11 protein-coding genes are annotated in these 15,038 nt (G+C 68.7%); 2 read left to right on the top strand and 9 right to left on the bottom strand.

Annotated elements, in window-relative coordinates; translation table 11 throughout:
• Positions 1 to 669, bottom strand: coding sequence for a hypothetical protein (locus ACFXHE_RS09775; protein WP_379381619.1), 669 nt, complete (start codon positions 667 to 669; stop codon positions 1 to 3).
• Between the two features lie 238 nt (positions 670 to 907).
• Between ACFXHE_RS09775 and ACFXHE_RS09770 the strand changes: the two genes are divergently transcribed.
• Positions 908 to 7,303: an alpha/beta hydrolase gene (locus tag ACFXHE_RS09770; RefSeq protein WP_379381617.1), complete on the top strand. Its 6,396-nt coding sequence runs from the start codon at positions 908 to 910 to the stop codon at positions 7,301 to 7,303.
• A 35-nt stretch (positions 7,304 to 7,338) separates the two neighbouring features.
• Positions 7,339 to 7,797 (top strand): hypothetical protein, encoded by a 459-nt coding sequence (locus tag ACFXHE_RS09765; protein ID WP_379381615.1) that lies wholly within the window; start codon positions 7,339 to 7,341, stop codon positions 7,795 to 7,797.
• 129 nt (positions 7,798 to 7,926) lie between these two features.
• On the opposite strand, the gene ACFXHE_RS09760 is transcribed toward ACFXHE_RS09765, so the two are convergent.
• The 8 genes from ACFXHE_RS09760 to ACFXHE_RS09725 all read right to left on the bottom strand — a co-directional run bounded on the left by ACFXHE_RS09760 (position 7,927) and on the right by ACFXHE_RS09725 (position 14,962).
• A complete protein-coding gene (locus ACFXHE_RS09760; RefSeq protein ID WP_379381613.1) occupies positions 7,927 to 8,244 on the bottom strand; it encodes a PE family protein in 318 nt (105 codons plus the stop codon).
• Between the two features lie 74 nt (positions 8,245 to 8,318).
• Entirely contained in the window at positions 8,319 to 9,569 is a 1,251-nt protein-coding gene (locus tag ACFXHE_RS09755) for a hypothetical protein (RefSeq protein WP_379381611.1), read from the bottom strand.
• On the bottom strand, positions 9,566 to 9,883 hold the full coding sequence (locus ACFXHE_RS09750) for a type VII secretion target (RefSeq protein ID WP_379381609.1): 318 nt from the start codon (positions 9,881 to 9,883) through the stop codon (positions 9,566 to 9,568). The genes ACFXHE_RS09755 and ACFXHE_RS09750 overlap by 4 nt, the downstream gene beginning before the upstream one ends.
• A 167-nt stretch (positions 9,884 to 10,050) precedes the next feature.
• The gene (locus ACFXHE_RS09745) at positions 10,051 to 10,410 is read right to left on the bottom strand and encodes a hypothetical protein (RefSeq protein ID WP_379381608.1); all 360 of its coding nucleotides are present in this window, start codon (positions 10,408 to 10,410) and stop codon (positions 10,051 to 10,053) included.
• 11 nt (positions 10,411 to 10,421) lie between these two features.
• On the bottom strand, positions 10,422 to 11,198 hold the full coding sequence (locus ACFXHE_RS09740) for an ESX secretion-associated protein EspG (protein ID WP_379381606.1): 777 nt from the start codon (positions 11,196 to 11,198) through the stop codon (positions 10,422 to 10,424).
• Entirely contained in the window at positions 11,198 to 12,997 is a 1,800-nt protein-coding gene (locus ACFXHE_RS09735; protein ID WP_379381604.1) for a hypothetical protein, read from the bottom strand. Before ACFXHE_RS09735 ends, ACFXHE_RS09740 begins: the two co-directional genes overlap by 1 nt.
• 74 nt (positions 12,998 to 13,071) lie before the next feature.
• Positions 13,072 to 14,586, bottom strand: a complete 1,515-nt coding sequence (locus ACFXHE_RS09730) for a hypothetical protein (protein WP_379381602.1) — start codon at positions 14,584 to 14,586, stop codon at positions 13,072 to 13,074.
• A 61-nt stretch (positions 14,587 to 14,647) separates the two neighbouring features.
• Positions 14,648 to 14,962, bottom strand: a complete 315-nt coding sequence (locus ACFXHE_RS09725; RefSeq protein WP_379381600.1) for a hypothetical protein — start codon at positions 14,960 to 14,962, stop codon at positions 14,648 to 14,650.
• Positions 14,963 to 15,038: the final 76 nt, after the last annotated feature.

The following is a 15,038-nucleotide window of genomic DNA, read 5'->3' as shown; positions in this document are numbered from 1 at the left end:
TTACTCGGAGGTCCCGCGCAATTCGGGATAGTGGGTGCGCTGGTAGGGCGACAGCTCCGAGATCAGGAGCTGGCCTGCGCCCTGGCAGATCGGGCAGACTCGGGCCCCATAGCATTCGGGACACATCTCCCCGTCGGGCAGCCGACCCCGGCCACCGCATTCCGGGCAGAAGCCCAGGCCGCCGCACTCGTAGCAGAGGACGAAGCCGGGAGACAGGGTCTCGGGAGTGCGCACCGGGTCCGGCAGCCGGATCTCCTCCGGGTCGCGGAGCGCCAGCGCCGGGGTCCGGCCGCTGAACATCACCGCCGAAGTATGGTCGCCCACACGCACTTCGATGCCGATGCCGTCACGCTGACCAGTGACCACCACGGCGGGTTTCGGACCGGTGGAGTCCTGCGCCTCATCGACTTCCCAGCCCGCCGCGCCGAGGAGAGCGGCCGCGCGCCGGGCGATATCGGCGGCCGGGACGGTCGCGGGACGCTCGCCGCGGATCAGGCCCGAGTACTGGTAGCGCGGTGGCTCGCTCCATCCGACGATCGTCGGCTCGTCGAGAAACAGCAGGCGGAGGTTGGTTTCCGGGGCCAGGTCGGTGATGAGCTCGACCAGCTGCGCACGCAGGACCGCACCCAGCCGGTCCAGTTCTGCCCGCGCTCCCGAAATCTCGCCCATGCGGCCTCCTTCCCGCCGGACCCTATCACCGCCGGGTGTACCCGGTCCGGTCACCGGCAACTCATCTGGCGTTCGTGTTGAGTTCACCTGCTCCCTTGTGGCACAGTCGGTCTCGCCAAGATCAGAACCGACCGGCGTGAGGTGGCCTGTGGCGCTGGAGTTTCCATCGTGGCTCGAATGGCTGAGCTGGTTGGTGGGCTCCGAATGGCCGCATGGCAACGAAGACACCATGTGGCAGATGGCCCGTGATCTGGAATCGGTTGCGGGACAGGCCGACGACCTGCTGCAGGACCTCGACCACCTGCTCGGTGCGCTCGACAAGGCCTATCCGGACGGCACCGGCGGCGAAGAGATCATCAAATGGCTCGAGCCGCTGCGCTACGGGGACGACTCCGGGCACGGCTCGGTCAAGGAATTCGGCGACAACTACCGCCAGCTGTCCACGGCCGCCGACGGATTCGGCGATCAACTGCAGTCGGCCAAGCTCAACTTCTATATCGCAGGCGGGTGGCTGCTGGGCGAGCTCGCCTGGGCCGCGGCCACCGGGCCGTTCGCGCCCGAATCGGAGGCCGCGGTCTTCGCCTCGGCGCGCATCGCGTTCCGTGAGCTGGGCGAGGGGTTCGTCAGGCGGATCGAGAGCATGATCGAGGGCCGGATCACCAATGCGCTGCTGAAGCAGGTCCTGCCGAAGCTCATCTACGAGATCGGCCAGGGCGCGGTGACTTCCGTCATCCAGTCCACCGCGCAGGAACTGCTGGTCGAGTCCATCCAGAATCTGGACGGGCACGGGCACGGCTTCGACTGGGGCGCGATCGGGAAGAACGCACTGGTCGCCGGACTGTCCGGCGGTGCGGGCGGCGCGATCGGCTTCGGCGCGAACCACGCCCTGCCCACCGAAATGGGCGGCTGGAAGGGCGCGTTCAACGGCGCGCTCACCGGCGCGACCGCCGGGGTGGGCGGCGCCGGAGCGGGCTGGCTCGCCAATGGACTGGTCAACGGCGACTGGAGCTTCGACCCGCGCTCCATGACCGGCGGCGCGTTCGGCGGGGCGGGACCCAGCGGCCTGCACGGATACAACGGCGACACCAACCACAACGGCCCGATGCGGGGGCACGACACCGGCGACGGCAGCACGCATCTCCCCGGTGAAACCACCACCAAACCCGCCACATTCGACCAACCCGGCACCACCCCGGACGGGCACACCCCCGGAGCCGACGCCAACGGAAACGGGCACAATACGGCCGGGGACCCGAGTGCCGGACAGCACGGCACTCCCACGGACCCGAGCGCCAACGGACAGCACGGCACCCCCGCCGACCCGAACGCCAACGGACAGCACGGGAATCCGGGCGATTCGACCGGCGAGCGGAGCGGCGACAACGGTCAGCAGGCCGGTGGCCCCCAGCTGCATGCGGCCAGTGCCCCGACGGCGGCCGACCCGGCACCCGTCGACCATACACACGACCAGCAGGCCGACCACGGTGGCGACTCCAACCGGTCCGACAACAACGGCTCGTTCACCTCCGACGGCAGGCGCGAGCGACCGGACGCGAACGCGCAGGACAACGGCGGCGCAACTGATTCCCCGTCGCAGCGTTCGGCCGACACCCAGTCGGTCGGCGACCACTCGGGCTCGCCATCCGGCGACGCGGCGCGGCCCGACGCGAGCGGCACTCCGGAGCATCGTGCCGGAGACGCGACGGCCGCGATGGACCCGGCTCGTACACATGACACCGGGGTGGATGCGCGCACACCGGAATCCGTCTCGGACCACACCTCGGATCCGTCCAGCGGTGCGAATTCCACGACCGCGACGAACTTCTCGAACGACGGAACCACCCGCGCCGACGGCGAACCCGCCAAGGGCGCGACGACCTCGTCCACGCACGGCGCACCCGGCGAGACTCGCGCACCGGCGGGAGACCCGGCCAAATCGCCTGTCGCACCGCGCGATCCGCTCCGGACTCCGACGGACGGCAGCACCGCCAGGCCGGCCGACGGCACGGCGCCCAAGCCCACGGACGGCAGCTCGCCCAGGACCCCCGACACCCGCGCCGGGGTCGACCGCGTCACCCGGCCGGACGCCCCGGTGCAGGCGACCCGCACCGGCGTCGAACCGACCGCACCGCGCGCCGAGCCGGCCACTGGCGACCACGAGCAGCACGTGGACGCGCACGCGAGCGAACCGAACGATTTCCTGAACCTGTCCGGCGAGCCCACGCGCCCCGGCGATCACCACGAATCGCCCGGTGATCACGCGGATTCGCCCAACGCGCACCCCGACGGGGCGACCATCCTCCCGATTCCCGTCGACCCGCCCCAGCACGCGGACCGAGCCCGACCCGCGAACCCACGCAGATACGACGTCGCCGCGGCGGGTCCGGTCGGCGATTTCCATGGAGATGCCCGCACCGAGGGCGATCTCACGCCCGATGTCGTGCACAAGCAGATTCAGGACAATCTGCGACTCATCGCCCCCGAAGGGGTGGCCTGGAATCCGGACGAGAACCACTTCGTCCTGTCGAACGGGCGCATCGTGCGGATCGAGGTCGGTGAGACCTCGAACGGGCATGTGGCCGAATTCGAGCCCAGCGCGGACGGTTACGACGTGCGGGTGTCGAACAAGGCTCGCAACGAGGACGTCGTGCGCGCGCTCGCACACGAAATGGCCGAGATCCGCCTGTCGCAGGACGACGACATCCTGATCGATCCACGGGACGATCGGCCCACCCGCATGTCCACGCACCTGGGCGGCCGCTTCGCCGAATTGCGCACGCTCACCGCCCATATCGATCGAGCCGTCATGGATCCGGCCCGGGCCGCCGAGCTGCCCGGACTGCGCCATGACCTGCACGATCTCATGGACCACCTCGGATTTCACGATCCGGCGCACGCACCGACCGTGGAACGCCTACTGGCCGCGCACGATCCGGACCTCGCACACCGGATAGCGCTCGAACAGGCGGGCGTGCTCTCCGATCGGCCGACCTTCAACCAGCACCTCACCGAGGACGAATTCCAGCACGCCGCGGAGAATCATCTCGCCCGGCTGCGTGAACTGATGACCGGCGAGCACGCCGGCGATCTGTTGCGCGCCGAGGAGCAGGGCTTGAACGGCCGTATGCGCGAAGAGCTTTCGCGGCGCGTATTCGAGCGGCTCTTCGAGGAGGAGGCCAGGCCCGCCCGGGGCCAGGTGCCCGGCCTGCTGAAGGCGCTCAATCCGATCAATGCGGCCATCAACCATCCGACCCTGCGCGGCCCGGAGCAGGCCGCTGCCATCCATCGGGCCATCGACGGCTTCCACGACGGCATGCCGCAGGCGGCGCGCGATGCCCTCGGCCCGGAACGCTTCGCGCAGATGCACGCCGCCGCCGATGCTTTCGCGACCGCGCCCGACCGCATCACCGCCACCATCGATCACGCGACCGGGCGGATGGACGTCGGCGGCGAGCACACCACCCTCACGGACTTCCTGCGCGGCATCGACCGCGCCAACCGCGCGGCGGCCGAGCACGGGCTCAATATCGAGTACACGGTCGTCCTGCACGATGCGGTGGACGGCCTGTCCACGGTCGAGGTGATGCCCCGCCCGCAGCCACAGCATCGGCTTCCGCTGGAGCAGTATCGGTTCGGCGAGCACAACGAGCCCATCGAGCGCCAGCCACGGCCCTCGGTTCCCGCGGCCGCGGCGGGTGGTCACACCATCGATGTCGGTGTCGGCCGCGGCGCATTCGCGGTCGAGATGACCCCGGCGGCCGACCGCGCCGGCGGCGGGCTGATCATCAAGACCGAACTCGCGGATGCCGCGATCGGCGCCCAGCGCCGCCGTGATCTGGGCCTGCTCGACGCCGGGCCGCTCATGGAACCCGGCACCGTCATGGTGTACGGCGACATGCTGGGCAATGGCCACCTGCTCGGCGGTGATATCGCGCGGGTCTTCATCAACAATGTCAGCGCCAAACTCCCGGATGCGGCGTATCACGCCATCGCCGGGCATCTTTCGGAGATCCTCGCGCCCGGCGGACGCGTCGAGGTCCAGTGGGACATGAAACCCGACAAGGTCGGCGGCGATCCCGGTACTCGCTACCACATTCTGGGCACCAAGCTGTGGGAGGCGCTGGAAGGGGCACACCGGGAAGGTGCGAACCCGTTCAAGCTCATCGAGGAAAAGGATTTCGAGCATCCCGGAAACCGGGACTACTACTACACAATCGACGCGGGCGGCAGCAACAAGCTGCCGCACGAGCGGATGGCCGAATACTCGCCGCCGCAGCCCGAGCATCGGTGGACCATCTCCTACGAGCCGAATGTCCCTGGAACACACGAGCATTCGGGTACCGAGCCGTCGGCGAGCCCGCACGACCCGAGCGCCGACCACGGAAACGCGAGCCCGATCGGCGATTTCCACGGCGATGCCCGGGAGGGCGCCGAGCCTCTGCGACCGGAGTTCGTGCACGACCAGATCCGGGAGAACCTGGGGCTCATCGCCCCGGAGGATGTCGTCTGGAACCACGACGAACAGCACTTCCGGCTCCCCGACGGCCGCACCGTCGATGTCCACGTGGGCCCGACCAGCGACCACAATGTGGCCGAATTCCACCCTCGCGCAGATGGTTCGGGATACGACGTGGTGCTCTCGGAAAGGGCCCGCGACCAGGACGTGACGCGGGCGCTCGCGCACGAGCTGGCCGAGATCCGGCTGGCACAGGACGAGAACGTTGTCATCGATCCGGTCGACGATCGGCCCACCCGGATGACCTCGCATCTGGGTGGCCGCTTCGCCGAACTCCGGGTGCTGGTCGAGCAGATCGGCGAGGGCGTCGCGGCGCGTGCCAAGCCTCATGTCATGGATCCCCTGCGCCGCGATCTCAACGATCTGATGTACCACCTCGGATTGCACGATCCGGAGCACGCGCCCACCGTGGAACGGCTACTGGCCCAGCATGATCCGGACCTGGCGCGGCTGATCGATCAGGCGCGCATACCGGATCCGGGCATCCTGCGACCGGGACCGGTCGATCACGACGCCGCGCCCACCCCGCACGATCTCGGCCGCATCCGCCAGTTGCGCGAACTGGCCGAAGGGCTGCCGGAGAACCACGCCGCCACTCGTCGCGAAGCGCTGGCCCTGGTCGAACAACTCGGATTACGGGAGGGCACACCGGGTGCGGCCGACCGGCGACGGATCATCGCCGACTACCTGACCGAGCGTGCGCGCGGGCACGTTGACGAGCTGCTCACCGACGTCGGCCGTCGCGACCCCGAATTGTCCACTGCTGATCGGGAATACGTCGAGACGGTCCGACTCGAACGCCGGGCCGCGGACGCGCTCGATTACCTGTCCATCCCGACCCACGGCGCCATCATGAAGACCCACCTGGTCTACCGAGCCGAAATGGCCGAGCATCTCGCGCAGGCACACCAGGTGACGGGCTCGGGACCGGTGCGGCTCGTGGGCGACCATCACATGGTCGAGGATGTCCGGACCGGGGAACGCTGGTTCCGGTGGCCGCCGAGTACCGAGGAATATCCCGACCACACGCCGGTGCCGGACATCGGGCTCCCTACCGATCCGGACCACCGGCTGCCGACCGATCCACAGCAACTGCACCACGAGTGGCAGAGTCTCTCCCCCGAGGAGAAGGACGCCTGGCATCGCGCGGACCCGTTCATCGGAAACCGCGACGGCATACCGCATGCCGACCGCGATCGGTACAACCGGCAAACCTTCGATATGCTGCGGCACCAGGCCGAGCAGGAGATGCTGCGGGCCCAAGCCGAGCCGGAGACACCGCAGGTGCTGGCCGAGCGAAAGCAGATCCAGGACCGCCTGGACATCATTCGGGATATGCGGGAGAACTATCTCGGCCTGCCGACCGAGGAGGGTATTCCCGCCGTCCACCTGTCGTATATCGACGAGAAGCTCCAGTACATCTACTCTCTGGGCGATCCGGATACCGCCCAGAACGTGGCCATCGAAGTGGCCGGCGCGTTCCGGCGGCGCAGCGGTGTCGGCTACGCGCTCGAGACACTGGCGCAGGTGCGGCAGGCCGCCCTGGCGATCGATCCGAACGCGGAGACGTCGGTGATCCTGTTCGGCGCCTACAACAACCCGAATTCGCTGGTCCAGGGCATGCATTCCGGGCACGCCGAGGGCGGTGCGGCGAAGCTGCGGGAGTTCCACGACGGGCTGCGGGCCACCCATCAGGGACCGCCCGCGAACACCACCACCATCGCGCATTCGTACGGTGGCGTCACTGCCGGGCATGCGGCCGGGCACGGATACGAATTGAATACCGACGCGCTGGTTTTCATCGGCAGCATCGGCACCGGTGTCACCAATGTCGGGGATCTGCGACTGACCGGCGTCGGCCCAGCCGAGATCGGCGACCACATCTTCGCGACCATGGCCGAGTACGACTCTCTCGAGCTGATGCCGCCCACCCACGGTCCCAAACCCAGCGATCCGGAGTTCGGCGCTAGGGTTTTCGAGTCCGGCACCAGGCCCACCCAGACTCGTCTGGGCTGGAATCCGGACGACCATGGCGGCAAGAACTACTTCAGCGCCGCCCATGAGTCGTACCGGATCCTGGGCATGATCCTGACCGGCAATGCGCACCGGCTGCGCTGAGCGCGCACCCTTCGAATCGAGGAAACGAGGACCGAATGCCAACGGCGACAACGCAGAGTGCCGCCCGCGCACAACTGTTACGGCACCTCGGCGAGACGTTGCGCGCGCTGCCCGCGGAGCTGTCGCTGACAGTCCGCCATCCGGACCTGCCCAAGGCGGTGTTCCATCGCGGCGTCACGCTGCCCTGGGACGACAGCGATCCCGACAACCCGCTGCGATTTCTGGACATCAGGTACTGGGTGCTCGGCACCACGCCCGAGACATCGGATCGGTATTTCGATCTGATGCTGCGGGCTTGGAGCGAACTGGGCTGGCCGACGAGCTCCGAGCCCGACGAGTTCCCGCGCGTCGGGTACGCGCGCACCCCCGACGGATTCGGTTTCGCCCTCACCCAGAGCGTGAACGGGTACCTCAGCCTGGCCGGATCGACTCCGCCCTTCGAGTCGGAAGCGGAAGCGGCGGAACCGCTTCCCGCCCGCCTCGAGCATCCGTAGGCGCAACCCCAACTCTCGCGGGCTCTCAGGGGTTTCACCCCTGAAACCCCTCGAGACCGCTGGGGCTCCGCCCGCATCGAGCACCCGATCGGACCCCCGCGATCGCGGCGGTCCGGCACTGAGTTCTGCTCAGAGGTTGGTGAAGTCCGTGGAGTTGTCGGTCTCGACCTGACCGAAGGTAGTCGCCTGATTCCGCACCACAGCAGCCAGCTTGCGCAACTCGTCCACGCCGAAACCGCTCTGGGTGACGAAGGACGTACCGACCGAGGTCAGGGTTTCGGCGGCGGCCAGGGACACCTTGTCGGAGCCGGCGGCAGGCACCGAGAGCGCCGGGGTATCCGCGCCCAGGGCGGTTTCCAGGCGGTCGGCCATGGCTTCCAGGTCGGCGGCGGCGGCCAGCACCGTGTCGGCGTCGAAACGCACACCGCCCAAGTTGAATTCGCTCATTGTCCCTCCCTTTCCGGGCGAATCCTACCGTGTCGCCCGGACATACAACGACCCGGTTTCCGTGCTCTCGGCGATCACTGGGCCGGGCGCGGGCCGTTGGTGCCGACCGCGCCGACCACCGGGACACCGGTGTAGCCCAGCTCGCCGACGACCTCGTCGCCGTGCTCGGCGGTGACCATATTGGTGCGCACTTCTTCATCGGCGTCACCGGCCTGTGCGGCCGCGCCGGCGCCCATGGGCGGCACCATGCCACCACCCATGCCGGGCGCGCCGGTGGCCGGCATCGGCGCGGGCACGGGGACCGGCGGCGTGGTGGTCGCGCTCATGGTGCGGGGGCTGGCCTGGCCGAGCGGCGTCGAGGACGTGCCCAGGCCACCCAGACCGCCCATCGGCGCGAGACCGCCACCACCGAACGCGCCCGAATCCGTCGGCGCGGCAACCGGTTCGGCATCCGGGGTCGGCTGCACGTCGGAGGTCTGGCTGATGGACTGGAGCTGCTGCAGCTGTTGCACACCCGTGCTCGCGGCGCTGCTCAGCGGGGAGATCAGGCCCAGCAGCTGCGACACCTGCGAGAGCGAGTCCACACCCTTCGGGGCGTCGGTGACCTTGACCTTCTGTCCGGCCGTGGCCATATTGGCGCTGTGCACCGTCATCTCGGTGCGGGTCTTGGCCACCACCGCGGTCGCCTCGGCCGCCGTCTCGCTGGCCAGGGACAGCAGGAACGCCTGCCCGGGCGGGGTGCCGATGAACGGTGCCGCCACCGTGACACCGGTGACGAACTTGGTGATGATGGCCGACATCAGGGCCGCGCCGGTGGCCACCGAGGTCGCCGCGCCGGCCATGACCGTCTTCTGGTGCAGGTTCTGGCCTTCCAGCTCCAGCGCGTTGGTCTGGGCAGCGGTGCCCTTCTCGGCCGCGCCGGTCGCGCCGGAGCCCTGCCACGAATTCGAGCCGGCCAGCGACATGACCGACTGGGCGATCGACATCACCTGCTGCAGCGCGCTCGAGACACCCGAGAGCATCTTCGACGCGTCCAGTCCCTGACCCAGCTGGCCGGTGCCGAACGCGGACGCCAGATCGGTGAGCGGCTTGGTCAGCGCGGTCAGATCCAGGGTCGGCAGCGGCGGCATATCCGGCAGCGGGGGCATGGCCGGCAGCTGCGGCAGCGCGGGCAGGCCCAGCGTCTGCAGGACATCGCCGACCGGACTGTCCAGCAGCGGTGCGAAGTTGGTGTCGCGCAGGGCATCCGCCACCGACTGGGCGCTCGCCGCAGCGGGCGTGGCCTGCACGGCTCCGGTCGAGCCCTGGTCGAAGGGCGTACTCACAGGTCCCGCGATAGGGAGAGGAAATCGACTCCGGCGGCATCGTCGACGGCTTCGTAATCGGCCGCCGCCTCGTAGGCGGTGACCGCCGTCCCCGCGTGCACGGCGGCGAGTTCGGCGACCGACGTCAGGTGATTGCCCTGTGCGCCTGCGTAACTCAGCAAGAAGTCCTGACCGATCAGCCCGAACACCGGCACCAGGCCGGCGACCGTGGCGACCTGGTCGACCGCGGCGGCACCGGCGACAGCGCTCGCCATCGTGGCCGAGGCCTCTCCGTAGGCGCGAATCGCATCCGGTGTGGCAACGAGGTGGCTCATGAGACCCCCATCAGGAAGATCATTTCGAATTGAACTATACAGAGCGGATATTCGCCCGGTACAGCGAAGAGTTCACCAACTTCACAACACGACGGTGAACGCCAGGTATTCCGCGGGTTATCGATCTGAATGCGGATCACCTTGCCGCACTATATCTTTCACCACCGTCAGATCGGGCGCAGCCAGCTGTCGGGTTCGGTCTCGTATTCCTGCTCGTCGGCATACTCCTGGCGAGTCACCTCTTCGATCGTCGGCAGACCCGTCAGAGCCAGCAGCTCCGGGGCCAGACCCGCTGCCCGCAGCTGTTTGCGCCGTTCGACGCCCGCGCGGTTCGCGGACTGGCGACACAGGCGCAGAATCTCCTCGGCCAGCAGTTCCGGATCCTCGCGCAGCCGATCCCGCTCGACCGAAATCGCCCGGGGCAAGCCCTGTTCCGTGGTGGTCACCACGATCGAGCCGGTCCGCGACGAGAGGGTGAACTCGGTCGGGAACGACACGTCGCCGGACGGCACTGCTTCCGCTGCCACTGCGCTACCTCTCATTCGTCCGCGATCACCAGGATCACCTCGGCGATCACCGTTTCCAGGGTCGCGATCATCCTGCGGCGATCCGCGGACATCGCGACGGGCGGGTGCTCGGCGGTGACCACGTACCGGCCGTCCGCGTCCAGATCACGCCATTCCAGATGGTGCCGGGTGATGCCGCGCGGGCCGAACCGCGAACGGCCCTGCACCACATCGATGGTCCCCATGCTCGGCGCGGGCGCGGCCAGGAACTCAGCGGCCCGGTCGACCACACCGCCCTCGAGGGTCTCGTGCGCCGGGGACAGGCCGAACGCGTAGTCGACCTCGACGGTGTCCTCGGGTTCGGCGAGCACGGTGTCGCGACCGCGGCCGGCGACGGTGTCCGGCAGCCCGGCCACCACCTCGGTGGCCAGTTCCGCCGCCCAGAACTCGGTGATGGTGAATCCCGCACTGTGCCTGACCGTTTCGCCCGGCTGCTGCACGACCAGGTAGCCCGCCTCGCCGCTGCGCACACCGAGCATGCGGATGCTGGCCGCCGGGGCGCGCCAATCGCGTCCGTCCCAGCCGTGCACCTCCACCCGCAGCTCCGGCGCGTGCACCGCGCGCAGCACCTCGTCCAGATCGGGATCGCGGTCGCGCAGGGCGTTGCGGGCACGGGCCTTGTTGTCCAGGTGCGCGTTCCAGGATTGGGTGCGGCTGGTGAAGAACAGCGGGGTGGGCAGGAATTCCTCGCCCAGCTCCTCCCACAGCACCAGGAACTCCAGGTCGGTGAGCGTCCAGCTGCGACCCATCAGCCCTCCACCACGGGCTTCGCCACCACCGGGGGCGTGCCCATGGCCTCGTCCAGATATTCGGAGGAATCCAGGAATTCGGGGCGCTTGTGCTCCTTGCCCTGCGCACCGTGCGCGCCGCCGCCGTGACCCATACCGCCCATGCCGCCGCCCATGCCGCCGCCCATCGGGGTCGCACCGGCTGCGATACCCGCGCGCGCGACGCCGGCAGCCTCCGCCTCGGCCACCTCGGCGAGCGCGGCGCGCGGAAACAGCTTGGCCTGAGCGGGTTCCAGCGTCGGCTTGCCGCCGGGGCCGCCGCCGCCCGGGCCACCGCCGGGCATCTTCAGGTCATTGAGGTTCGGCAGCGCCGACAGCGGCATATTCTGCAGCTTTTTGGCCAGATCCTGCTGTTGAGTGCTCTGCTGTGTCTGGCTCTGCAGGCCCTGCAGAGCCTGCTGCAGGGTGCCGGCCATCTGTGACAGCTGCGAACCGGACTGGCTGTTCTGGCTGGAGGTCGGGTTGCTGCCGCCGGGGTTCGAGCCGTCGGGGTTGGAGCCGTTCGGGTTGCCGCCGTTCGGGTTCGAGCCGTTCTTGTCCCCGCCGTTGGGATTCGTACCGCCCTTGTCGCCACCGTTCGGTGTCGAGCCCGGCGGGTTGGTGGCCTTGTTCGCGGTCACCTTGGGCGCGGTGCCGCCCGGCAACGAGCCGTCCCCGAAGCTCGGCGTGCCGCCGCCCGAGGGTCCGATCTTGCCGCGCGTCCCGCCGCGGTCGCCGCCGTCGTCGCTACCGCCGTAGTAGTTCGTCTTGCCGTCCGAGCCGGGCATCGGTGCGGTGGGATCGGCCAGCTTCGGAATGGCCGTACTGGCCGCGCTCAGACCGGGCACATACCAGCTCGAGAACCCGAGCCGGGCGCGTTTGACGATGGCGTCCTCGTGCTGGGGCCGGTCGTAGTCGAAATCGGTCGGCGCGTTGTTGGGCATGTACAGCTTGGTGTTCGCCAGCCAGCCCGATACGTAGCTCAGGTTCGACGCCATGGCACGCAGGTCCGAGGTGAGACCGTCGGCCTGGGTCTTGAAATTCCCGGCGGCCCGGATCGCACCCTTCGCACCGGTTCCGGTCCAACTCCCGTCGGACTCCATCTGCGACAGCCGCTTGGTCAGGTTCTCGAAGCTTGTATCGATCTTGTCGGCGACGATCAGCCAGGTACCGCTGGCGTCGGCCACCGACTGCGGGTTCATTCCGAAACCCGCCCGGTAGAACCAATCGTGGCCCCCGGAGTTCGGGTCCTCCGGATCGATGGATTCGTAGTGACCCGTGCTGTTCCTGACGTCGGCCAGACCGCCGTAACCGTGCTTCGCGTCCAGCGGCGGCGTCTTGTCGGTGTCGAAGGTGGGGATCTTCGTCCCGGTGGCCATCGTCGGTGCGCCGTGAACGGTCTGGAGCTCCTTCTTGAAGCGCTCGAACTTGGTCTTCGAATCCTCTTCGGCCGCATTGTATTCCTTGTCCGCCACGATCAGGGTGTCGGCCATGGCATTCACCAGGTCGACGTAGTGGCCCAGGATCGTGTCCAAGCGCCCGCCCTCATGGTTGAAATGGTCGCGAAGCACCATGATTCGCGGCAGGAAAGAGTTGTCGCTGAAACCCTTGTGATCGGTCAGCAGGGACTGGTAGCCCCTCGCGGTATTCAGCACGTTCACCGCGTCGGCCGCCAGCTTGGCAGCGTCCAGGGCGGCGCCGTGGCTCAGTTTGAGTGTGCCGTCCAGTGCCTGCTGGTCGAGCCCAAGCCAAGGGTTGTCGACTTTGCCACCGTCACCCATGTCCCGCTCCTAACTCGACAACACCTGAAAGATTACTGGCCGCCGACGGCGATGACGCACTCGTCCGGCGCGATTCACTGCGAATGCCGTTGGCGGAAGCGCTCTTCCATCCCCGGCAGATAGACCGACGCGGGCATGCTCGAGGTGGTCTGCTCCACCACGCCGTCGTCGGCGACGTAGTAGAGGGCGCGGTCGATCACCACCTCCTCCGGCTCGGTGGGCAGATACACCATCCAGCCCACCGAAAGCCGTTCGGCGCGAAGGCGATCCAACGGAAAGGCCGGGCTCTCCGCGCCGGCAGTGCGGACCTGGTGACGGACAGCCTCCAGGGCCTCGGACTCCGGCAGCGGGTCCGGGCCCAGGCGGGCCGCCCCGGCCAGGGTCAGCTGGTAGTGCGCGGCATCCAGGTCCGCGGTGGCTCCGAAGACCGCCGCCAGCACGGCGCGGGTGACATCGGATCGCTCGGCGGCGGCCACGAATTCCGCTACCGCGGAACGCTGTTCGGGCGTGGCCTGCTCGGCGATCAAGCCGCTGATGACGTCGACCACCGTGGCGGTGGTCCAGATACCGGGGACCGCCGCGGCCACCTGGACGGCGGACGGGGAATCACCGCGATACCAGCGGCCGCGCTCCCACCAGTAGCAGAAGGTGAGCAGGCCGCCGGCCGCGCGGGTGTTCAGCACCGGGTTGGCGACCCACTCGGGCGCGCCCTCGTACAGGCGGGGCAGCGCGCCGCGATCGTTGTAGGCGGCCGTCAATTCCGGTGCGTTCCAGACGCCCCCGGACAGCACCGCGCGGCCACCGGGCAGCAGGTACAGCGACGAACCGGAGCGGCGGGAGCCCTCGAACCAGGCGAAGGACGGGAGGACCCGCGGACCCCATTCTGAGCCGACCGCCACGAAAGCGGCCGCGATGGCGGCCCACCGTGACCACAGCAGTGGGAACCTCGGGAAATCGTCCTCGGAAACCACCGGGAGATAACCGGATTCGCGATCGGCGTGCGCCGCGGCGGCGGCCTGGCGGGGATCGCGGGACTGGCGGTCGTCGTGGCGCAGATAGGCGGCCAGCCACATCGGCAGCTCGTCGCGGGGATACGCGGCCAGGTCGGCGAGATAGTCCTGGGGCAGGAACATCTGATCGGCCGGGAACGGCTCGTCGCCGTAGTCGTGGTCGACGGTCAGTTCGCCCGCGGCGGTGATCTCCATGTGCAGCCGCCACCAGGGATCGCCGAGCTCGGCGGAGAGCTGACGGTGTTCGGCCACCAGCGCGAGGATCTCGGTCGGCGGCAGCACCTGGGCGGTGCGCTGCTGATCGTCGGAGAACACCACCCGCGTGCGCTGGCCATTGACGGTGACCGCGAAGGCGGCCTCCACCCGCACCCAGCCCTGCGGGCCCAGCTCGCGCAGGTCACCGGCGATGCGGTGGGCCAGGCTGCGGGCGCGCTGCGGGACATCGATCACCGGGGCGGTCAGGCTGAAGCCGATGTCGGGATCGGAATCGTCGGGCAGGCCCGCGATCTCGATCGGCTCGTCATCGGTGGATATGGCTGCGCCGGTGGGGTTTTCGCCGGCATCAGGGGAAATCGTCACACGCAATCTTCTCCTCGGTCCACCCGGCGCCGCTCCTCGGGGGCGCGCCGGAGCGTGACCGTCAGTTCCCCTCGGCCGGGCCCGCCTGCTGGTCGCGGGCGGCCTTCCGCTCTTCGCGCTCGTCGAACCAGTTGTCCATTTCCTCTTGCCAGCGTTGGGCATTGCTGCCGTCGAGCTGACCGGCGAAGGCCTTTCTGGCGGCGTCGATCATTTCGGGAGTGGCATTCGGGTACGCCTCGGCGATCGCCCACAGGGCGTCCTGGGTGTCGTCGTCGAGTCCGGTGGCGGTGTGCACGCCCTTCCCGGCCAACACATGCGTGAGCACCTCGTCGAAGTTCTCCCGCAACTCGTCGTCGCTGGGATAGCCGTGCCGCATGTCCTTCTCCTCCCACTGCCTGGTCGAATCTCAGCATCACATATCCCGGTTGTACGCGCGGTTGCCGGAACCGAAA

Source organism: Nocardia sp. NPDC059229 (assembly GCF_042754165.1).
Lineage (GTDB): Bacteria > Actinomycetota > Actinomycetes > Mycobacteriales > Mycobacteriaceae > Nocardia.
This window is presented reverse-complemented; position numbering and strand designations above follow the sequence as displayed.

Coding starts and splice junctions, on each gene's coding strand:
- ACFXHE_RS09775 (WP_379381619.1), bottom strand. CDS start 669: ATGGGCGAGATTTCGGGAGCGCGGGCAGAACTGGACCGGCTGGGTGCG.
- ACFXHE_RS09770 (WP_379381617.1), top strand. CDS start 908: ATGGCCCGTGATCTGGAATCGGTTGCGGGACAGGCCGACGACCTGCTG.
- ACFXHE_RS09765 (WP_379381615.1), top strand. CDS start 7,339: ATGCCAACGGCGACAACGCAGAGTGCCGCCCGCGCACAACTGTTACGG.
- ACFXHE_RS09760 (WP_379381613.1), bottom strand. CDS start 8,244: ATGAGCGAATTCAACTTGGGCGGTGTGCGTTTCGACGCCGACACGGTG.
- ACFXHE_RS09750 (WP_379381609.1), bottom strand. CDS start 9,883: ATGAGCCACCTCGTTGCCACACCGGATGCGATTCGCGCCTACGGAGAG.
- ACFXHE_RS09740 (WP_379381606.1), bottom strand. CDS start 11,198: ATGGGTCGCAGCTGGACGCTCACCGACCTGGAGTTCCTGGTGCTGTGG.
- ACFXHE_RS09735 (WP_379381604.1), bottom strand. CDS start 12,997: ATGGGTGACGGTGGCAAAGTCGACAACCCTTGGCTTGGGCTCGACCAG.
- ACFXHE_RS09725 (WP_379381600.1), bottom strand. CDS start 14,962: ATGCGGCACGGCTATCCCAGCGACGACGAGTTGCGGGAGAACTTCGAC.